This window comes from Paenibacillus lautus, assembly GCF_050482385.1.
GTDB lineage: Bacteria > Bacillota > Bacilli > Paenibacillales > Paenibacillaceae > Paenibacillus_AQ > Paenibacillus_AQ lautus_B.
Window position 1 is genome coordinate 1 of record NZ_JBCNHV010000013.1, and the last position, 22,051, is coordinate 22,051.

Genomic DNA, 22,051 nt, shown 5'->3' on the forward strand with positions numbered 1-22,051 from the left:
GCACCAGAGCCGGAGAACCCAGGTCCTGTCAACCCGGCACCAGAGCCGGAGAACCCAGGCCCTGTCAGCCCAGCGCCAGAGCCGGAGAACCCAGGCCCTGTCAGCCCTGTTCCTGACCAACCTGGCTCCGAGCCTGGCAACGTCAACAATGGGACTAACAACATCGAAAACGTGCCTGATGACAGCGACTTAGCCGATAAGGGTGCGGGCAATGGAAATAACGAGCTGGACGATGCTCCGAGAACCGGAGACAACAGTGCATCGCCAATCTTCTATCTGGCTTTGATGCTGATGTCCTTGATGACGATCGGATTCTGTTTACTCGGTAACAAGAAGAAAACGCACATCCAGTGACCGGAAAGGCGGTAAGAAATGAGCAAAACTAAAAAAATTCTTATCGCTGTTTCTTTCCTTGTGTTGGTATTTTCGCTCGTCAATTTTTCGAGAACTCTCTTGCAGGATTATGCGGAGCAGCAGAAAATCGAAGAGCTGGCAACAGCTTGGGGGGAAGGGTCGGACAAAGGCGGAGGGGCTGCATCCCCCTCCGTTTTGTTCAATAAGGCGGATGGGCCGGTCATGCTTCCCGAATTTCGAGAGCTTTACGAGAGGAACTCGGACATCGTCGGCTGGCTGAAGATGGACGGCACCCGAATTGAGTATCCGGTCATGCAGAATCCACAGGATGCGGAGTACTATCTCAATCATGATTTCGATAAAAAGGAAAACAAAGGCGGCCTCCCTTTTTTGGACGCGCATAGCCGGACCAACGGTTCGGACATTGTGCTGATTCATGGGCATCACATGAAAAGCGGCTGGATGTTTAAAGATTTAATGAAGTACAAGAACGAAAGCTTTTATAAAGAGCATGCAACGTTCCAGTTCAGCACGCTTTACGAAAAGGAAGAGTATGAAATTGTTGCCGTTATTCTGTCAAAAGTTTATCGCAAATCGGACGACGTTTTTAAATACTACCAGATTGAGAATGTAAGTACGCCCGCCGAGTTCGATTCGTATGTTCAGAACATCAAAAAACTCGCTCTTTATGATACCGGCGTAACAGCCCGGTATGGCGACAAGCTTATTGTACTATCCACATGCGAGTACTCGACCGATAACGGCCGGTTAGCAGTGGTGGCCCGAAAGCGTTCATAACGGTGTTTCTACACGGAGTCAAGCTATTTTATATCGCGTTCTCCCTTGGAGGACGCGATTTTTTTGGCTTCTTTTGATCTAGTTTAGGGGGCACCCCCGTTTAGGTGTCTTTATTTTTCACCGATAGAGCCGAACGGCGCGAATTTTCGTAGATGAAACGAAGTTTGTTAATCCTTAGACCTCAGCTTATTTGCCAAGAAAGGTTCTGAAATAGGGGGTACTTTTCAAGCTGTCATGTAAGGAAGCTTTTCGTACAAACAAAACAGATAGAGCAACACGCAGTGGCAGTCACTCGTGTTGCTCTCTTTTCTAAGCATTAAGCTTCATAACGACGGGAATTCAAACTTCCATTTTGTACATGTAGTTGCCACGATCATTCAGACCCGAAACCCTGTGACTATTCATGTTCGACGATCTGTTTGCTCTTAAATTTATCTGCTGCTATTTCAAATTTCCATGGCTAATTGCGGGATGGTTAACGTGTATTTCTTAACATCTGAGCTTCCCAAGTTGAAATAAATGTCTTTAAAAGGCATCTGTAAACCTTGTTATCAATTGGATAGTCATTACTAAGTCGAATCGGACGGATTATGAAAGAGCAGAGTCTGGTGTCCACGTACACAATAGCGCAGTATAAGCCGCACAAGACTGCTTGTAACGAAGCTACAACGGCGAATGAATTAAAACGTGAGTTCGATCAAACTGAAGCTAAACGCTTCGTAGTCAGCGATCTCACTTATGTCCAAGTTCAGCACAAGTGGCATTACATTTGCGTGCTGATCGATTTATTTAACCGAGAAATCATTGGTCACAGTGCAGTTCCACACAAGGACGCTGCTCTGATTTCCCGTGCCTTTGCCACAGTAGAAGGCGATTTGAGCGACATTCAGTGGTTTCATACGGATCGTGGAAGCGAGTTTAAGAATCAGACCATGGACGATCTATTAGAGACGTTCAAGATTGGTCGCTCTCTGAGTATGAAAGGCTGCCCCTATGACAACGCCGTTGCTGAAGCTACTTACAAAGTGATGAAAACAGAATTCGTCAACCAGATGAATTTCCAGAGTCTTCATCATCTAAAACTAGAATTATATGATTATGTTAAGAAGAAGGTATTTATCAGAAGGGCACCCCATGTCACAATGGGGTGCCCTTCGATTTCGCCCTCAAGATGATATGTGGAATCGTATCATAAGTAGGCGAAGCCAGGGACGGTTCCTACACTCCAACCTCTTCCTCCTTAAGCGTTGCGATTGCTGCGAAAATGATGGTCGAATGGATGCAACGCACTGCCTACTCGTACTTTGTTCACCCAGTGTGGATTGACCAGTGCGCTCGTACCGACTGCTAAGAGGTATTCCGCTTTTCCAGCAGGTATCGGTTATACCCTTTTGACCGAATCAGTAATTGCTGAGAAAGGCGTAGGATTAAGAGCGCATCCGGTTCAGGCGTTCGCAGCCTTCGTTGATTGTGTCAAAGGGGTGGGGATTTAAAGGAGAGGCGTTTCGTGGATAAAAGCCTTGTCTCGAGCGTAAAGAACCGCCGTCGATGTTTTTGAGAGTTTGAAATGTGTTATAATTGTACTAACCTTTCACCAGACAAAATCACAAAGAAAGGAGCGAAATTTCCATGACTGAATTATCAGATCAGTTGATTAAATTATCAGATCATCAGTTCACATTAATTTCACGTGCTCTTGCCGAGCCGAGACGATACCAGATGCTTAAAGAAATAGGCGCTTCCAAAGACCCCCTTGCCTGCAGCACCCTTCAAAATAACCATAATGTAAGCGCCCCGACCATGTCTCACCATATTAAAGAGTTGGAGACGGCAGGATTAATCCATGTCATACGCGAAGGCAAGTTTAAAAATCTCGTTCTGCAATCCGATACTCTTCGTGCCTATCTGGATAGGCTCTCGGAAATCGATGCGAATTGAATGAAGCACGCCGATTGAATTTCGATTTGAATATTCATCTGGCCCCCCTCATGTTTTCATGAGGGGGGTTTTGCGTTCGTTTGAGGACGTCTGCAACATTAGAGTGTAGCAATACATTGTTCATCAAATTAAATATTATAGAACAACTTGACAAAAATAGATCTCAATGAGATACTTTGACAAGTATCTAACTGTTATGAGATCGTAGGAGTAAGTTTAAGCTGCTCTGAAATGATCTCAAAAAGGGAGGAATTGAAATGTCAGAGCAACAAATTACGGCAGCCGCTTCCGGCAACCTAAAAATAGGAAGGGATCTTCAGGTCAATCGGTTAGGCTACGGGACCATGCAATTGACAGGCCCTGGAGTATGGGGAGATCCCACCGACCCGGAGGGAGCCCTGCGCGTTCTGCGGCGAGCGGTAGAGCTTGGCGTCACATTCATCGATACCGCCGATTCCTATGGCCCCTACGTCTCCGAACCATTGATCAAACAGGCTCTTCACCCATATAAGGAAGATCTTGTGATCGCCACAAAAACGGGTCTCACGCGTCCCGGCCCGGACGAATGGCTCCCGGTTGGACGTCCCGAATACATACGTCAACAGGTCGAACTGAGTCTGCGTCATCTTGGTCTCGAGCGTATCGACGTCATGCAGCTGCATCGGATCGATCCAAAAGTACCGCTCGAAGAACAGCTTGGCGAGCTTGCACTTTTGAAGGAAGAAGGAAAAATACGGCATATCGGTCTCAGCGAAGTCACGTTGGACCAATTGAAAGCAGCGGAGAAAATCACGCCGATCGCTTCCGTGCAAAACTTGTATAACTTAGTGAAACGTGATTCGGAGCCGGTGCTCGAATACGCGGAAGCGAACGGTATCGCCTTCATTCCCTGGTTTCCGCTGGCGACGGGCGCGCTTGCGCGTGAAGGAAGTCCGCTTGATGATATGGCCGTACGACTGAACGCGAAGCCAGCTCAACTCGCGCTTGCCTGGCTGTTAAAACGTTCACCGGTGATGCTGCCCATTCCGGGGACTTCAACCCTCTCGCATTTGGAGGAGAATATTGCGGCCGCAGGTATTACGCTCAACGACGAAGATTTCAGTACCCTTTCACAATTAAAGTAAAGGATTTACAGAATAGAGAAGTGAGATATTCATGCTATTACCTACTGAAGTAGAAACCGAAAAGGTCTTCGCCAAGCGGGATACCGCTGACGGCTCCCCTGCAGAGCTTCCTTTGTTCATCGTAAGGCCCAAAGGAGTTTCCAAATCGAATCTTCCTGTTATTCTTTTAATTCAAGAGGCCTTTGGCGTGAACAGCCACATTCAGGATGTTTGCCGTCGTTTTGCCGCACAAGGCTATGTCGTCGTATCACCCGATTTGTATTATCGTTCGGGAGTGTGGCAAACGTTCGGCTACACGGAATATCCGGCAACCGCCAAGTCCCGGGAGCCGCTGACAGAGGAGAGAACGATGGGGGACCTCCAGGCTATCCTCGACTATATCCTCGATTTGGAAGGTGCAGACGAAACGAGAGTCGGTGTCATCGGTTACTGTATGGGTGGTATGCTTTCCTATCTTACGGCCAGCCATTTCTCCGACAGAATCAAAACGTCCGCTGTCTATTACGGTGGTGGACTGACGGCTCAAACTCCTTCATTTCCGGTGGCGCCCGTCAACAGAACGAACCGAATCAAGGTGCCCGTTCTCGGCTTCTTTGGAGGAATGGATCGGGGAATTCCCAAGGAAGTCGTCGGGCAAGTGGATCAAGCGTTGGAAGCAGCCAACATCGAGCATGCCATTTACTATTATCCCGAAGCCGATCACGGTTTCTTCTGCAATGAACGGCAAAGCTATCATCCCTTAGCAGCCCAGGACGCATGGCAGCGAACATTAACCTGGTTCGCCGAAAAGCTGGATGCAGCCGATTGGATTCGCCCAGAGAAGTAATAAGCGGTTGAAGCGGACACTCTTTAAAAAAAACAGTATTCAGGAGGAAAAAAATGAACACAAATGCAAATGCCGCCAATCGCCTCCCATTAGCGGGACTGCTAGCTTTGGCAATGACAGGTTTTCTTGCGTTGCTATCGGAGATCCTGCCGGCCGGTTTGCTGCCTCAATTAAGCCAAGGGCTCGGTGTTTCTCAAAGTATGGCTGGTCAATTGACCACTTTTTATGCGATCGGTTCGGTCGTAGGGGCTGTCCCTATCATCACAGCAACTCGAAATTGGGGACGTCGGTCGCTTCTCTTACTGACCGTTTGCACGTTCTTGGTTTTTAACACGATCACGGCCATATCATCTATCTTTATATTAACTCTGATTGCCCGCCTTTTTGCAGGCGTAGCTGCAGGCGTTGTATGGGGGATGCTTACAGGATATGCCAGACGTATGGTACCAGAGAAGCTAAAAGGCCGTGCCGTGTCTATCGCTATGATGGGTATCCCCATTGCTTTGACCTTTGGTTTGCCCCTCGGAACATTTCTTAGTTCTTTTATTGGTTGGCGCAGTTTATTTGGAGTGGTGTCCTTAGTCGCGGCTGTTCTAATAGGATGGATTTTATGGAAATTGCCTGATTTTCCAGGGCAGTCTGATAAAAGTTCAGTTTCGGTTTGGACTGTTTTTAAAACACCAGGAGTACGTTCCGTATTATTTGTTGTTTTGACTTGGATGACGGCTCACAATATACTCTATACCTATATTTCTCCATTGCTAGCTTCCGTTGGCTTCAACAAAATTGAATTCATATTGCTCGTATATGGTATTGCTTCGATCGTGAGTACCTTTTTAGTAGGCAGATTAATCGATCGTTATCTACGCCCCTTAGTCCTTGGGAGTTTAATCGCTTTTATTTTAGTTACTCTTTTATTTGGTATCAGCAGCAACTTACCGGTTGGCATCTATGTTGCTATCATTCTGTGGGGATTTGTATTCGGTGGTGCAGCATCCCTGTTACAGACTGCTATTGCCGAAGCCGTGGATGATCAGGCCGTAGATATCGCGTTGTCGTTAAGCTCAACGACATGGAATTTTGCTATTGCTTGCGGTGGTGCTGTAGGTGGAATATTATTGAATTCGGCAGGGGTGCTTTCATTCCCGGGGGTAGGACTTATTTTGTTGATTTTGGCTCTGCTCGTCGCATGGAAAGCGAAAAAATACGGGTTTAAATCGAAATGATGAAGGGTTATACTGTCGACTCCGGATCGATACGTTTCGCGTTCTCTTCGAGATCAACCACAATGAGAAAGTGATTTACACACCAGCTATCGATTCTCATGAATTCGCAGGATTTCACCCTGTAGTAGTTTGAAAGAAAAGAGTACAAGGAGGAGCTGGTAGCTGATGACCGTAGAAAGGGGTATCCGGGAACAAAGGTGCAATGTCCAACATCCAAATCACTCCATATTGCGCACGTCTCTACGTAACCTAGTGCATTCTCGATTCTTCGAGGTCCCCAATCAATGTGGGATATGTTGGTCTCCATCCTAGGCGTTCTTAGGTCGATGCACTTGATATCGGGTTCTCGACCGAGCAACAGTGGCAAGCCTTCCGAAGTGGGCGTCTGCTTCTTCATGGTAAATGCTGACTACCCTTTGGATTAAAAAGGTGCTTGTACGCGGTCTGATGTGGGGAACGTCACACCGGGCCACCGTGCAGGCATTGCCTTGCTTGAACCCGCATGCTAAAGAGCAAAACGTCTCAACGTTAGCACAGAATGGAGTCCAAGAAAAGGAGCTATCTACCTGCCATATCCATGGCTTCGGAAATTAGCTCTTTTGTTGTTGTGCCGTAAGGAAGAAACTTCGCCGTTAGAATGATAAGGAGAACCGTATCACAAGTGACGGCAAGGATTTATGGTAAAATACGGAAATGTTTCCTGAGTTCGTGGTATGATTGCGGTAAGCGGAGAGCTTTGTATTTCGCATGATACTTATGGAACTACGAAATATGATGTTTGATTCATAATTCTCAATAAGTCCGATGACTTCATGGTCCAAATAAACAAAAACGGCTTCACTGTCCCAATAGGACGGCAAAGCCGTTTTCTTTATGCTGCAAAAGTGGACTTCATTCTTTATTGTACAACCTGCCAAACATCTAATTTACTAGGCACATTGCCTTGCGTCCACCACTTGGCTTGGTACGTAACTCCTTCATATATGACGCGATCTCCGCCATTGTAAGCTTTGGTCGCATTCCATTCTGGCGTTATGCTGCTGCTCAATAGCTTCCATGCATCAGAAGTATCCGGCTGATCGCCTTGCGTCCACCACTTCGCTTCATATTCTATGCCTTGGAACAGAACGCGGTTTCCGCTTGTATACACCTTGGCTGATTCCCACTCTGGTAATTGTCCGGCTGGCTGTTCTTTTGTTTTCACTGTAATAGAGTTGCTCGCATCCGACACATTGCCTGCTGCATCAACCGCCTTTACATAGTACGTGTACTCTGTGTTTGGCTGCAAGCCGCTGTCCGTTGCCATTGTACCTGTTACCGTCTGTTCTTTAACGCCATTACGATAGACTTCATAATGCTTCACCCCTACGTCATCCGTAGATGCGTTCCACATTAGATTGATCGTCGAGGTCGTCTGTCCCATAGTGTGCAAAGATGTCGGTGCCGTTGGAGCAGTTGTATCATCAACCGGGATTGGCTTCGTTGTCACTATAATCGCAGCACTTTCCTTGGAAACATTGCCTGCCGCATCCACAGCCTTTACTGTATACGTGTAGGATGTATTTGCTTCCAAACCTGTATCGACAACCGATGTGCCTGTTACCGTCTGTACCTTCACACCATTACGGTATAAGTCATAATGACTAACACCTACGTTATCGGAAGCCGCATTCCAGCGCAATTCAACAGTGTTCGTCGTTTGTACAGGAGATGTCACAGCAGTAGGCGCCGTTGGTGCCGTTGTGTCCTCTGGGTTTGGATTCCCGTTATCATCGTTAATCAAATTCACATCCATTACCTGATAAAAAGCATTCACCGTATCCGCAATTTCCCATACACCCAGAATTACATGATAGCCGCTGCGATCTGTCGGCACGTTAATTTGGTGTACAACCGTTGTTGACGGCTTGGCTCCACCATCGTTAAACGTCTCGATAAGCTCCAAATCAGCACGAGCTAACGGCTTGTCCGGGTTCCAATCTTTCTTGGTAATGTAATATTTCCATTCTCTCGTAGCGTGTGGTGCGGTTAATGTCCACTTAATGGTATTCTTGCCGCCATTCATTGTTACTTTACTCCAGCGACTAGCTGTCTGCTCGTCAAGCTGCGGGAACACACCAGCACCAGCAATTTGGCCGTCAGCAGGCCCTTTGGCCGGGAAAGTGCCTAATCCTTCCACGCTTTGCGGCTCGTATTGCACGGGACCGCAGTTTTTGTTCGTTAGATCCTTGCACAGAGCCGCACGACTAGATTGAATATAACCATGAGCAGATACTTGATCCGCAAATATAATTGATCCAATGACTCCACATACGAGCAGCGGTGCTACTTGCAGCACCTTTTTCCTCCAAGAATTATTCCTTACCTCTCCATTTCGGTTTAACCGCTTAAACATTTTGCTAATCATCGTCTCGCTCCTTTAAACTAATTGATGTCTCTGATGAGATACCAATAATTATCGGATAATGTGGCAGATTATGTATAGAAAGCTGGTAAAATAATTCCAATGTCGCATCTGCTAGTCCTACTCCTTCGTGCGAATACATTTTCTCTAAGTTAAATGAACTAGATTGAATCGTGCACCCCCTCTTTATTCGATAATAGGCAGTCTACTCGCCTCCAATACCTCATACTCTCTCCACTCTTCGGCAGCAGACTCCTGTACTGAGCTTGCAAGTAACGATCATCGACTAGCATCAGAATGCCGCGCTCCTGTTCTGAGCGAATTAACCTGCCGCCTGCTTGCAGTACTTTGTTCACGGGGTACACGTAGGCGTAGTCATAGCCATTCTTACCTGTGCTATTAAAGTAATCCCCCCCCCTTTACTTTTGAGTGGCTTGGTGCTAATATTGATTTCGATAGTTATAGAACTGCAGAAGAAATGTAGGGAGGTGCTAATAGTGGGAGAAAATCAAGAAGATATCGGGCAAGCGGTTAAAGTGTATAAAGCTTTGGGGGAACCAACCCGGCTGAAGATCGCTTTACTGCTCGCGAAAGAGAGCAATTTATGCTTCACCGCTGTCGGTGAAAGGCTTGAATCGGTTGCAGGCTCGACGCTATCGCATCATTTGAAGCAATTGACGGACTCTGGCTTGATTGATTCTCGCAAGAATGGATCGTTTATTCACTATAACGTCAATCGAGAAATAGCGGAAAAATTTGCGCCCTTTTTGTTGGCGTAATTTTTTAAACATCATTTCTATATATTTAGAACAGTCGAAATGATGGAGCTCATACTTGATTGTAGTTTTAGCGAACGAGTCGATTTGGAATGATCATTCAACGTTTTTTGCTATTCATCCCTATTCCATATTAAGAAGGAGAGAATGACTATGAGTTGTCAAACGAATACGATGGAGATTGGAATGAGCACCTTTCTCCATGCAAATCCCGGAAATGGCGGTGTCTCGCATGCCGAGAGGCTGCGCCAGGCGATCGAAGAGGTGCAGTTAGCAGATCAAGTCGGCCTGGATGTCTATGCTGTCGGCGAGCATCATCGCATCGACTACACAAGCTCGTCGCCAGCTGTCATTCTGGCCGCCGCTGCGGCTACAACGAAGCGGATTCGGCTCTCGAGCGCAGTCACGGTGCTATCTTCGGACGATCCGGTGCGGGTATATCAGGACTTTGCAACGCTGGACGGTCTGTCGAACGGGCGAGCGGAGATCATGGCCGGACGGGGTTCGTTCATCGAATCGTTCCCCCTATTCGGCTATGATCTGAGAGATTACGAGGAATTGTATGAAGAGAAACTGGAGCTGCTGTTGAAGATTCGAGCCTCCGAAAAGGTGACCTGGCGCGGCGGTCATCGCCCGGCGATTGACAACATGGGAATCTATCCTCGTGCACAGCAGGAGCCTTTGCCTGTCTGGATCGGCACAGGGGGCAACCCGGAATCAGCTGTTCGGGCCGGTTTGCTGGGACTTCCGATTGCCTTCTCTATCCTGGGAGGGGAGCCGCAAAGATTCGCACCCTTGGTGGAGCTTTATAAAGAAGCCGCCGTGAAAGCCGGTCACGATCCAAATAAGCTGCAAATTGCTACACATTCGCATGGCTTTATTTCGGATACGGAACAAGAGGCAGCTAAGCGGTATTACCCTATCATGGCTGGACAAATGAACCACATTGGACGGGAACGAGGCTGGTCTACCTATACACGTGACTCGTACGATTCAGCCCGCAGCCTTAACGGCGCTCTTTATGTCGGAGATCCCGAATACGTCGCAGAGAAGATCGTGCTGCTGCATAAGAACCTTGGCTTGACTCGCTTCATGATGTACATCGATTTCAGTTCGTTGCCGCATCGCGACTTGCTGCGGACGATTGAGCTTCTCGGCACGAAAGTAGCGCCGATTGTCCGTAAGGAGCTCGCCCGTCAGACGTAAGGCCATCACGCTTAAACAGAGTACGAACGCTTGGAACAAGGAGGCTTGATTGAGCCGAGAAATGAAGTCGGCAATTAAGCATTATTTTTTTAATATGACTTCTATAGATTTAGACCTGTTGAAATGAAAAGAGGAGAAATAGATGGGGAATTCATGGAAAATTTATATTCTGGCTATTGTCAGCTTTTTAGTCGGAACTTCGGAGTTTGTGATTACTGGCATTTTGGATATGCTTGCAAGCGATATTGGAGTGTCGGTAGTAGCGGCCGGGCAGTTGATTACGGTCTACTCGCTTGCTTATGCCATCGGCACCCCGATTCTTATTGCACTCACGGCAAAAATGGATCGAAGAAAGCTTATGCTATCGGCTTTGGGATTATTTTTCGTTGGGAATTTGATCACTGTCACAACTACAGGCTACGGCATGCTGCTCGGAGCAAGAATTATTTTGGCGATCAGCACGGGGGTATTTATGGTCGTCGCCATGACGGTTGCCGCCAAAATGTCTCATCCTGGAAAACAGGGCAGCGCTATCGCCACGGTTTTAGTGGGCTTTAACCTCGCACTTATTCTAGGGGTCCCGCTTGGGAGGATCATTGCGGGCTCACATGATTGGAAAATCATCTTCACGGGAGTCGGGGCCCTAAGCTTGGTCGCGATGGTGGTCCTTTTGCTTACGATTCCGAAATCGGAAGGAGAGGCTCCCGTTCCTATTCGGGAACAGCTCGCCTTATTAAAAAGCCCCCGAATCGCTGTCGCGCTTTCCATCAGTTTTTTCTGGATATTGGGCTATACGATGCTGTACACCTATATAACGCCGTTTCTTCTGGACATTACGGGGATGAGCGAAGGGATGGTAAACGTCGGGTTGTTTGCGTTTGGGCTGGCCAGTCTCATAGGCTCCCAAGTTGGCGGTTACGGTGCAGATAAATGGGGTATCCCCCGTACGATGATTGGGGGCCTGCTCTTTCACTCCGGAATATTATTGTTACTGACTGCGTTCTCCCACTCGTCCATGTTCGTGTTGCCTTTGCTTATGTTATGGTCCTTTTTTGCTTGGTCGATGGGGCCGGTTCAACAGGTTTATTTAATCGGCATGGCTCCTCAGGCTTCGGGGATCGTCCTGAGTTTGAACAATTCTATCGTGCAGTTGGGAATGGCCGTAGGGGCTGTAATTGGGGGTATCGTTGTAGACAGCATCTCTCTTGCAGCAGTTGGTTGGTTTGGCGGAGTTGGCGTCGCAATGGCACTCATCCCGGCTATTATTTCTTTATCCATGCGTCGCCGATCTGCAACGGCGGAACGAAACGGAGCGTAACCGACAAGGCTGAAGTTTGAAAACCAAGTTTCTATATAATCACTGACAGATCAGGCCGCCGATTTCTTCGGTGGCCTTCTGTGCATGTTAGCTTGGTAATAGCTCCTGGAAAAAGGTGGGTAACTATGTGAGTTGACAAGCTCCTTTTGTTTTTTCGCCGATATACCCGTTAAGCTGAACCGTATCATAAGTGGGGCGAAATTTTTACCTTGAGGGCTTACGGAAGAAACATGCCCACGAGGAGGAGGGAATCTGGCCACCCTTGAAGAAGTTTGTAGCGTAGAATGACTCGATTTGATGGGGTAGAGTCGGTATGAAACACCTTTTGTTGGTTTGATTTAACGTAGTCATATTATCATGCATATCAATAATCTTACATTTGTCGCCCATTGTTCAATGTGATGAACTATTCAGAAGTACCCAAAACTCAGTATCGGTAATCGAAAAGGAGATCATGAAAAAGCGGATCATTCTTTCGGAAGTATCCGCTAAGTATCCATATGTTGTTACACTGCTGCACTTTGTGAACACCTCGAATAATTTCTAAGGTTCGTTTTACAAATGATTCTAATTCAGTTTCACTTATTGGCTCAGTGTGTCAAGTGGATCTCGATCATGATGAACTCTCTTGCTAAAGTCATTGATACTTTCAAAATCTACAAGATGGGACTTCATTTTAATAATACATGAACGGCTTTCTCAATACAGAATAAATCCAAGTCGGGAATTTTTTAAAGCTCCTTATAAGGAAATTGTGAAGATTATTGACGAAGTAATATCAATTATGGCTGAATAAATTGTAAGCCCAAATCCCCCAGACTTACGCTACATCTGAAGTTGAGAAACCTAACCGTGGAGGCTGCACAGGCGCTAGACGTGAACGGGGCAGCAAGCGCAATATTTGCTGACCCATTATACTTGACCGTTACGAATTGCTGCCTAAGTGGTTAGTGGGGCGGGATCCCCAAGCGAAGTGGATAGGGCCACAGACTCAACCGTCTGATGCTACATATTTCCAAACGTCCGGATCGAATGTCACTATATTGGACGGATCCAACTCCACGTGGGTGCTTCCGCGATCGTCGGTCAGTACGAGCAAGCGCGAGCCGATGACGGGGACGCGTTCGGCGCTGGTGCGCATGTGTGCTAACACGACACGTGTCCTACCGTCGACGATGTAACTTACCTCGACCGTGAATATTGGGAGATTGAAGAGCCATGCGTTAGTAAAGTTTACGGCGGTCAGCGTTCCGATGAATGACGAGCCCTCCACGCGGAGGCGCTCGATGTCCGCCTGACGCCGTCGGGCGTGGGCGATCGATCCTGGTAACCGCAGGAGAGAGATCGCGGTCCAGAGGGCAAAGCCAGCTCCGACGACTGCGCCAAGTTCTGGCGGGATCGTCGGCGACGTCGCTATTGCCTCGAGGTCGAAGGGTCGCGATGGATCGCTTGTCAGGGTCCAGAGCAGGAGGACCCCCGCGATTACGATGAGTCCTCCTGTGAAAGCTAGCCTCGCGAATAGACCAGCTATTCTGGTCTGTCCGAACTGCTCGACCGCTCTGGAGTACACTCCGCTTGTCGCACCGATCGAGACGAAGAGCAGCACCACAGCGGCGCCCACCGTGACCGGATGCCCGAGGAATATGCTAATCGCCGGTGTCGGCGCTAGGCCGAGCAGGGCGCCGAACGGCACGGAGCCAGTTAGTGCCCACAGTACAGCGGATGCGAGCAACCACGGCAGCAGTGGAGCCACTCGTCCTGTGCGACGTCCCGGCAGGAGCGCAGTCATCCGTCCGTTCCTGTCCGTGGTGGAGAACAATGGCAGCGTCACGATGTGCTCCTGTTGCCCCTCTTCAGCATCCCTCATCAACATAGCCCTCCCGAAGAAGATTCTCGTACCTTGAGCGGCGGAAGGGAAGTCCCTTCGGTGCGGCTGGGTAGATCAACTATACAATGGAGGATTGGATTAAAAATCACCTTCTTATTAACTTCATAAATAGCCATACACACCTTCACCCCCGAAAATTTTCTGTATTTTACCACACAAATATTGTCCACTGTAATACTCCATGTAAAAATATTACTTGACTAAATTGTAGTTTTAAGGGGTTTTGCTTTGAAAAAAGACAAATATTTCCCCATATATTTCCACTCTGTGATATCATAAAATTGATGAGGAATTATGTGGAGTTGAATTGCTACTCATTCAAAGAAGTAAAAAAATCTGATCGACAGTGCGTTACAGACGGTAGTGAAAACCGTCTGTTTTTATTTGTTAAACTTGTGGACTACTTTATGGTTGAGAGGACGGTCTTTGTGTGGCAAAAAAGAAAACAGTGAAAAGAATCAACAAGATTCTCCTGACTTCGATAGGCGCAATTGCAATTACTTTGGGTGTTTTGGCGGGTTATGTTTATTTCTTCATACTTGAAAAGCCTGCTGAACCGGATAACTGGGCTGCTGCGGAGCGCTATGTCTGGAATAAAATCAAGTTTGACCAGGATGCACAAGTCATTTCTGCCGACGGTTCGGAATACTATTTACTTGCCAATAAGGGAGCAACTGCTGAAGATAAATTGATCATTTATTTCTCTGGGGGCGGTGTGGCCTGGGATGCGGTGACTGCCGCGCAGCCGATCAGTCTAAGTAATGTAATGAAGAACGGTGAGATCAAATATTACTTTCCGAACATTCCATTCTTTAAAGTAAGTACGCTTGGCGGCCTGTTGAAAAATAATAACCCCGACAATCCGTTCAAGGATTGGAATATAGTATATATTCCTTATTCTACTGGTGATCTGCATATCGGGAATGCATCCAAGGAATATACGGACGCCAAAGGCAAGCCGTTTACAATACGTTACAACGGTCAAGCCAATACGCTCACGGCATTGGAATGGATTGAAAACCATTTCGCTGGGCCGGAAAAGATCCTCATTGCGGGAGAAAGCGCCGGAGGATTCGGAGCTGCTTTCTGGGCGCCTGAGATTGCGAAACGCTACCCGGATGCCCGCATTTATCAATATTCGGACGGCTCCTACCTAAATGCCGACCGCTGGCCGGATATTATCGACAACGAATGGAAGGCCAACTTTGCAGCAACCTTTGGTTATGAAGTCAACGGCGATTTGATTTCGTCCGTATTCGCGGCGAACCGCAAGCTGCTCCCGGACAATGCGGTACTTTTGCAGTCCAACACGCTTTATGATGAGCTGCTGTTCGACTTTGAAAAGGATCTGAATGGTGACGTTTCGGACGATGGCGAATATGTGCATCGCTGGTCGGTACGTATGCTGCAATCTGCCGGAGAGCTAACTGAAGTATTGCCAGGCTACTATTATTACATCACGGATTACGGTCTTAACGAGAAGACGGGCAGGACACCACATACACTCTCCCCAGTAAATCATTTCTACACAGCCGAACAGGACGGGGTGAAGCTGATGAAGTGGCTGGACGATGCCGTGAATAAGGATGAATATTACTCCGTGGGGCGGCATTTTGTAGAGAAAGAGGGCTGACGCTGCCGGTTATAAGGTCTAGGGGGGCCTTTTTTCCACTCTTTTTCATTATTGGAGTGTTTATTGGGGCTCTAAAGCGGGATCAATCAGCGGATTTTAGAATCTTACGTTGGGACGGCATCGAACAGGCCCTCTGCCCTCCCTTAAATGAAAAGAGCCCCTCAAAAGGGGCAACGTACTGGATCACGAATATTTTGCCTACAATGCGCAGCAAACAGAATCAGACGAATGATACGACCATGGCTTCCCGGAAAAAATTAAGATTCATACAAGCCTCCCATTTCCCGCTGGCTTTGGTCATTTCACTTTCATGATAAGGGATTGGTCCACCTCTTGAATGGAGCTTCGTCCGGATATAGCGAGTTGCAGTTCGGTTTCCGCAATAAGGTGTTTAATCACCTCTTCAACCCCGGTTTCTCCTGCAACAGCCAAGGCGTAAGCATACGGGCGACCGATGAGGACAGCAGTAGCGCCAAGTGCGATGGCTTTTATGATATCCGCTCCTCTACGAATACCGCTATCCATGATGATTGGAATTTTCCCCTGTATCGATTCACTAATGGAAGGTAAGACGTCCAAAGTAGCCACGGCTCCATCAAGCTGTCTACCTCCATGGTTCGAAACAATGATACCGTCAACGCCATGTTCCAAAGCCAAAATGGCATCGTCCGGATGTGTAATTCCTTTAATAAGTAGGGGCAACCGGGTATGTTCCCGAATAAAGTCAAGTTCCTTCCAAGTAAAGCAGGTGTTATTCCCTTCATCTAAGGCTTTCAAGGCCGCTGCTTTGACGTTTTTATCAGGTGCTTCCCTAAGCTTGGAACAAAAGATTGGATCAGAGAAATAATTACCCATCCCATGTCCTGTAAGGAACGGTAGGTATGCGTTACGTAAGTCAGTCTCGCGCCAGCCAAGAAGCGTCGAATCCACTGTGACCACGATGGCCTTGAATCCGGAATCCTCCGCACGTTTGAGGAAACTCTTTGTAAGTTCGTGATCTTTAGGGGGATAAAGTTGGAACCATCTAACACCATCTCCCATTTCTTTTGCCACTTGCTCCATAGATACACTGGAAACATTGCTGAGTATATAAGGAACTCCACATTTCGCCGCGGCTTTAGCGGGGGCAAGTTCTCCATCGGGATGGAGAATTGTATTGACTCCGATCGGTGCTAGTAGGAAAGGAACGGGGAATTGGGTTCCGAAAATCGATACCGAGAGATCCCGTTTTGTAATGTCACAACACACCCGTGGTCGTATTCGATATTTCTGAAAAGCATCTACATTGCCACGATGTGTATCGCCTGCCCCTGCTGCGCCATAAACGTAGCCAAATGGCGCGGCAGCGAGAATTTTCTTTGCCCGGGTTTCCCATTCGTCGAACGATACTGGCAATAGCTTTGCGGCCTCATCACCGCATTGATAAAAGTCCATTTGTGTAGTTTCGCTATCCATAGCCATCCAAATATCCCCCTCAGATTTTTGTGGGGACATTTCCCCTACACTAAGATTGATTTAAGCAACGATCCCAAAAGTCTTCTCGACTGAATGCCCAGCCATTTTGGAAAAGGGTCAGCCCTTTCTAGACTAAGTATGACGGCTCACATCAGTTCTAGCTTGGACAAAGTGTTGGAAAATTAGTCACCAATCAATCGATACAGATATCAATATCACAATCTCATTACGGCTCCTATATATTCGTGAATTTTTCTTCAGAAAAAGCTTGAACGCAAGATTCCAGTAATAGAACTTGAAACGAGTGAATCCCAAATGGGGATGCCTTCTTGAATCACAAGCTGATTTATTCTTTGACCAATACAGAGTAGACTATATAAAGTTTGAAAAATGGCGTAACGGAAAACTAATCGAAACGTACTAACTAGGAGGATGGCGTAGGGGTTTAACCAATATATTATGATGGGGAGTTATTTCTATCGAGGAGGATCAATTCCGATGAATTTAGCCGTCAAGTTAATGCGAGAATTCAAGGACCGCGATACCCGGATTAAGCTGAAAGGCTATCGGCACAAAGCGGAGCTTATCAGGAAACGGAATCTGGAAGCTTGGGACGACCAGAGGCTGCAAGCGGAATCTCTCCGGCTGAAAAAGGAAGCAGAATCGGGTACGCCTTTGGACGAGCTGCTTGTCGATGCCTATGCGCTAGTATGTGAGGCAGCGAAGAGAACGCTCGGATTACAACCCTACGATGTCCAGATCATGGCTGCCATCGCTCTGCACGAGGGATTTTTGATCGAGCAGCATACCGGTGAAGGAAAAACGCTCTCTGCTGTTATGCCTGCTTATCTAAATGCGCTAACCGGCGAAGGCGTTCATGTGCTGACTTTTAACGATTATTTGGCACATCGAGATGCGAAGTGGATGGGTCCGATCTATCGTTTCCTCGGATTAACGGTAAAATCGGTTCAAGCGGGCATGGGATTATCCGAAAAACGGGAAGCGTACGCCGCAGATATAACCTATGTTACGGCCAAAGAGGCGGGATTCGATTATTTGCGCGACACGATCGCACTAGACGAAGCCGATACCGTACATCGTCCTTTCCACTACGTCATCGTCGACGAAGCAGATTCACTGCTCCTCGACGAAGCTCGGGTGCCTCTAGTCATCGCCGGCGAGCCGGGCTCTTCCAACAAAAGCTACGGCATTCGTTTCGCAGAAGTGGCCGGGCAGCTTAAGCAAGATGAGCATTACGACTTCGACGAGTTCAAGCGGAATGTTTATTTGAATGAAGCGGGCTCTGCTAAAGCGGAATCGCTGCTGGGATGCGGCAATTTGTACGAAAGCCATAATAGTCATTTGTTATCGTCGTTAAATTGCGCGCTGCATGCGGAATCGTTATTGAAAAAAGACGTCGATTACATCGTCAGGGACGGTAAAATCGAGCTGATCGACGAGTATACCGGCCGCGTGGCGGAGAACAGGCATTTGCCGGACGGACTGCAAGCCGCGCTTGCGGCCAAAGAAGGGCTGCAGTCCCTAGCCGGCGGGAAAATTCTCGGTACGATCACCCTTCAACACTTCCTTAGCCTATATCCGAAGATTTGCGGAATGACGGCTACCGCTCTCGCTTCCGCAATGGAATTCGAAAGTATTTATGCGCTGCAGGTCGTGCAAATTCCGCCGAACCGGCCAAACATACGGATTGACCATCCGCACCGGATTTATACCCATAAAGAAGCCAAACTTAAGGCACTTGTTCAAGAAATATCGTCCGTCCATAGGACGGGACGTCCGATTCTCATTGGTACGTCAAGTGTTGGGGAGTCTGACATGCTGGCGGAGGCGCTAGCGGCTGCCGACATACCTTGCCATGTTCTGAATGCGAAAAACGACGCAAAAGAAGCCGAGATCATCGCCAAAGCGGGAGAAATCGGCGCCGTGACGGTGTCTACGAATATGGCGGGACGCGGTGTCGACATTCGGCTCGGCGGCGGCAACCCCACTCAGGCAGAAGTTGTCGCTAAGTTAGGCGGATTGTACGTGATCGGTACGCATATGCACGAAAGCGTGCGGATCGACAACCAACTGCGCGGGCGTTCCGGCCGACAAGGCGACCCGGGAGCTTCCGTATTTTTCGTAAGCTTAGAGGATGAGTTGATTCTTCAGTTCGGCATCGATAAAGCGATTCCGCCCATGTATCGCGATCTTAGGCAGGAAGAAGCACTCGGAGAGTCGGTGCTCTACAGCAAAATTACGCATATTCAGCGCGTTATTATGGGCCAAAACTTCCATATCCGCCAGGAACTGAACTGTTATTCGGATATGGTGGAGGAACAGAGGCGTATTTTATACGAGGAGCGTCTCAGAATTTTGAAAGGCGAGACGAAGGTGGGCCCTTCGGAGCAGCGGGTACGGCTTTATTATATCGACAAGTTCTGGGCTGAGCATCTGGCATACGTTTCTTACATTCGCGAAAGCATCCATTTGTCAAAACTTGCTAACCGTAATCCGATCGACGAATTTCATACGCAAATCATCCAAGCCTACGAGCAAATTCCGGCTAAAGTAAATAGAGCGTATTCCAATATGCTCGCAAAGCTCGGAGGTTCGAATGATCCGGCGAAGTGGGAAGAGTTCGGGCTGAAGAGCCCTACTTCCACTTGGACTTATATTATCAACGATCAATACATGGAGTACTTGCAGAATCCCGGTTCATGGAATCCAGGGACGATCATCGCTTATTGGATTCGCAAGGTGCTGAGGCCGGTATTCGGGTGGTCAGAATTTTGATCGGGACTGATACGAGCGAACGCTCAATTCAACCTGCGCTGAAAATGTTGAAGCGAAGCGTTGGCTCCGTGTTGACTTCGGACAATAAAAATACATCGCAAGGACGTACAAGCCTCATGGCGATGTATCAAAGTTGAAGTGCTTTGAGTTAAATCTGTTTCCTTAGAGATGAACCGTTCTAGTATGGTTTAAATCCGTCGTATTAAAGAGATAAAGTATCCAGCGGTATTTCAAATGCACGTTTAATAACTAATCCGGCAGCAAGCTTTGTTTCATCCGGTTTGTCATGAAGGTGGATCAATTGTACGTTATTAACGGTCACAGGCAACTGGTGCATCACTCTAGCTTTAATCTCGTTGAACATTTCGGGACTGATGGTAGGAATGACTCGACCAGTCATAAGCAAACTGTCTGGATTTATAAATGTAATGATATTGGTAACGGCGGTCGCGATGCCATCAACAATTTTTTCGTATAAACTAAGGAACTTAGGATCTCCAGTTCTTATGCCTTCTGCGAACTCCTCTAACGTGCATTTGATGGAAACACTCAATCCGCTGCTGGAAGCCAGCGTCGTTAAGCATCCGGATCTGCCGCAATGGCATGGATAGGCATCTTCTCCATAGAAGCCTTTATAATGCCCGAATTCACCTGCAACAAAGCTTGATCCTGCTATAATTTGTTTATTATGGACGATTGCGCCGCCTGTACCATAATCAAACTTAATGGTGATATTGTTATTGGATTCCTTCAAGGAGCCGTTCATATTCTCGTTGACAGAGAGAAGATTGACATCGTTCTCGATATACACGGGGATGTTATATTTGTCTTCAAGCAGCTGCTTGAGTGGCAGGCGATGAACTCCTATGCCGGGTGTTCGCAGAACGATGCCATGCTGAGAATCTACCAGGCCCTGCATACTGATTCCGATCCCTTTTAATTTGGAGGTGTTGGGTACCTGGGTGAGCAGCTCATCAATAACTTCATGTAACAGCTGCATCAGCACATCTATAGAACCATATTTGTTGCTCGTGCGTTCTGCTGATGCGACTGCCTCTTGACGCAGGTTGTACACTTTTCCGCGAATGTATTTGCCGGCGAGCTCAAGCCCGATGGCATAAAAGTGGCCGCTGTTGATATGAAGGCCGACTCTTTTCCTTCCGCTGCCTGCCTCCAAGTCGATAAGCTCCCCTGTCACGATTATTTTTTCCTTCAACAGGCGATTAACGATATTGGTTACCGTTTGTCTGCTTAGTCCAGTCTTTTCCGCAAGCTCTACGCGAGAGATCGGCCCCTCTGAATAAATGAGAAAAAGAACCTTCTGCTGATTAATTGATTTTAATAACATATGGCTGGTTTGTTTAACTGAATCACTCACAATATGCATCCTCTTTCCAACAACGTTTTATATAATATAGATTCAAAACATTTGACAAATTAGGAACATACTTTGCTACAAGTGTAGCATTAATACGAGGCGAATAAAAGTTGCAAGTTCGTTTAATTCAACGAACATTCATTATAAATTTCCGAAAAACGGCGATAGATGGCGGTTTTATACAGCAAGATACAGTCAATACGAAAACTCTTAATCCAAAAACACTAAAAAAACGAAACGGATTGTATTGACAATGTGCTAAAAAGAGATATTATATTCGTAAACTGATTTGATTAAATATAACAAATTGACGTTTAGAGGAGCAAGTAATGGTATGGATTGGATGGATAATTGCAGTAGCAGCGATGACGGTACTGACTTACATATGCTGGCTGCATGCAGTTATGTTAAAACCAGGTAAGGCAGATGCACTTATTGTACTTGGCTATGTATCTAAAGACGGCCGAATACACCCTTTGCTTAAGGAAAGACTGGAAGAGGCTTACAAACGATTTCGGCAGTATGGGTACAAATATATCATTGTATCGGGGGGAGCGGTTGGTTCACGTTGCTCAGAAGCGGAGCTGATGAAGAAGTACTTGGTTGAGAAGGGCGTTCCGGCAAAAAGAGTATTAAAAGAAGACAAGTCATACAATACCGTTCAGAATTTAATCTTTAGCAAACAATTGATGGAGCAATACCAGCTAATCTTTTATGATCATAACCAATTTATTTCATATCCGCCGCACGAAGTATATTATGTATCGTCTTGGCATAAAAGGCGGTTTCTGCGCTAATCGAAGTCTTAGAAGCATTGTGGGATTCCAGATGAAATTAACATTTTTAGAAATTCGGGCATTTCGGTTAACTCTCCCGAGTATTAGAAGAGTAATTAATGATCAAATTGATTGACAAAAGGGTTGACAACTGG

16 protein-coding genes and 2 pseudogenes are annotated in these 22,051 nt (G+C 47.1%); 13 read left to right on the top strand and 5 right to left on the bottom strand.

The genetic code is table 11. The features are described from left to right. The 7 genes and pseudogenes from ABEW73_RS16640 to ABEW73_RS16670 form a co-directional block, all read left to right on the top strand. Positions 1-354, top strand: a pseudogene (locus tag ABEW73_RS16640) (hypothetical protein); the annotation flags it as partial. An 18-nt stretch (positions 355-372) separates the two neighbouring features. Next, positions 373-1,152, top strand: coding sequence for a class B sortase (locus tag ABEW73_RS16645; RefSeq protein WP_430166324.1), 780 nt, complete (start codon positions 373-375; stop codon positions 1,150-1,152). A gap of 575 nt (positions 1,153-1,727) precedes the next feature. After that, positions 1,728-2,255 (top strand): annotated as a pseudogene (locus tag ABEW73_RS16650) (DDE-type integrase/transposase/recombinase); the annotation flags it as partial. 526 nt (positions 2,256-2,781) lie between these two features. Further along, positions 2,782-3,090 carry a winged helix-turn-helix domain-containing protein gene (locus ABEW73_RS16655; RefSeq protein ID WP_076176473.1) on the top strand — a complete coding sequence of 103 codons (309 nt, stop codon included), beginning with the start codon at positions 2,782-2,784 and terminating at the stop codon, positions 3,088-3,090. A 257-nt stretch (positions 3,091-3,347) separates the two neighbouring features. Beyond that, positions 3,348-4,214, top strand: a complete 867-nt coding sequence (locus ABEW73_RS16660) for an aldo/keto reductase (protein WP_430166326.1) — start codon at positions 3,348-3,350, stop codon at positions 4,212-4,214. A 31-nt stretch (positions 4,215-4,245) separates the two neighbouring features. Then, positions 4,246-5,040, top strand: coding sequence for a dienelactone hydrolase family protein (locus ABEW73_RS16665; protein ID WP_430166328.1), 795 nt, complete (start codon positions 4,246-4,248; stop codon positions 5,038-5,040). A gap of 53 nt (positions 5,041-5,093) precedes the next feature. Next, positions 5,094-6,266: an MFS transporter gene (locus ABEW73_RS16670; protein ID WP_430166330.1), complete on the top strand. Its 1,173-nt coding sequence runs from the start codon at positions 5,094-5,096 to the stop codon at positions 6,264-6,266. 898 nt (positions 6,267-7,164) lie between these two features. Here the strand turns inward: ABEW73_RS16670 and ABEW73_RS16675 are convergent. Then, positions 7,165-8,604, bottom strand: a complete 1,440-nt coding sequence (locus tag ABEW73_RS16675; RefSeq protein WP_430166332.1) for a lytic polysaccharide monooxygenase — start codon at positions 8,602-8,604, stop codon at positions 7,165-7,167. 227 nt (positions 8,605-8,831) lie between these two features. After that, the gene (locus ABEW73_RS16680) at positions 8,832-9,035 is read right to left on the bottom strand and encodes a helicase C-terminal domain-containing protein (protein WP_430166334.1); all 204 of its coding nucleotides are present in this window, start codon (positions 9,033-9,035) and stop codon (positions 8,832-8,834) included. 132 nt (positions 9,036-9,167) lie between these two features. Between ABEW73_RS16680 and ABEW73_RS16685 the strand changes: the two genes are divergently transcribed. The 3 genes from ABEW73_RS16685 (at position 9,168) to ABEW73_RS16695 (ending at position 11,970) form a co-directional block, all read left to right on the top strand. Beyond that, entirely contained in the window at positions 9,168-9,449 is a 282-nt protein-coding gene (locus tag ABEW73_RS16685; protein ID WP_113057782.1) for an ArsR/SmtB family transcription factor, read from the top strand. Positions 9,450-9,599: 150 nt separating this feature from the next. Next, entirely contained in the window at positions 9,600-10,652 is a 1,053-nt protein-coding gene (locus tag ABEW73_RS16690) for an LLM class flavin-dependent oxidoreductase (protein WP_430166336.1), read from the top strand. A gap of 142 nt (positions 10,653-10,794) precedes the next feature. Continuing rightward, entirely contained in the window at positions 10,795-11,970 is a 1,176-nt protein-coding gene (locus ABEW73_RS16695; RefSeq protein WP_430166337.1) for an MFS transporter, read from the top strand. A 991-nt stretch (positions 11,971-12,961) separates the two neighbouring features. Here the strand turns inward: ABEW73_RS16695 and ABEW73_RS16700 are convergent. Next, positions 12,962-13,837, bottom strand: coding sequence for a hypothetical protein (locus ABEW73_RS16700; RefSeq protein ID WP_430166339.1), 876 nt, complete (start codon positions 13,835-13,837; stop codon positions 12,962-12,964). 451 nt (positions 13,838-14,288) lie between these two features. Between ABEW73_RS16700 and ABEW73_RS16705 the strand changes: the two genes are divergently transcribed. Further along, positions 14,289-15,491 carry a pectin acetylesterase-family hydrolase gene (locus tag ABEW73_RS16705; RefSeq protein ID WP_430166341.1) on the top strand — a complete coding sequence of 401 codons (1,203 nt, stop codon included), beginning with the start codon at positions 14,289-14,291 and terminating at the stop codon, positions 15,489-15,491. A gap of 297 nt (positions 15,492-15,788) precedes the next feature. Here the strand turns inward: ABEW73_RS16705 and ABEW73_RS16710 are convergent, their stop codons facing one another. Beyond that, positions 15,789-16,952 (bottom strand): alpha-hydroxy-acid oxidizing protein, encoded by a 1,164-nt coding sequence (locus tag ABEW73_RS16710; RefSeq protein WP_430166342.1) that lies wholly within the window; start codon positions 16,950-16,952, stop codon positions 15,789-15,791. A gap of 492 nt (positions 16,953-17,444) precedes the next feature. Here ABEW73_RS16710 and ABEW73_RS16715 point away from each other — a divergent pair, with 492 nt between their 5' ends. After that, entirely contained in the window at positions 17,445-19,742 is a 2,298-nt protein-coding gene (locus tag ABEW73_RS16715) for an accessory Sec system translocase SecA2 (RefSeq protein WP_430166344.1), read from the top strand. 202 nt (positions 19,743-19,944) lie between these two features. Here ABEW73_RS16715 and ABEW73_RS16720 read toward each other — a convergent pair whose 3' ends face one another. Next, the gene (locus ABEW73_RS16720; RefSeq protein ID WP_430166346.1) at positions 19,945-21,120 is read right to left on the bottom strand and encodes an ROK family transcriptional regulator; all 1,176 of its coding nucleotides are present in this window, start codon (positions 21,118-21,120) and stop codon (positions 19,945-19,947) included. Positions 21,121-21,449: 329 nt separating this feature from the next. Between ABEW73_RS16720 and ABEW73_RS16725 the strand changes: the two genes are divergently transcribed. Next, positions 21,450-21,917: a YdcF family protein gene (locus ABEW73_RS16725; protein ID WP_430166347.1), complete on the top strand. Its 468-nt coding sequence runs from the start codon at positions 21,450-21,452 to the stop codon at positions 21,915-21,917. Positions 21,918-22,051: the final 134 nt, after the last annotated feature.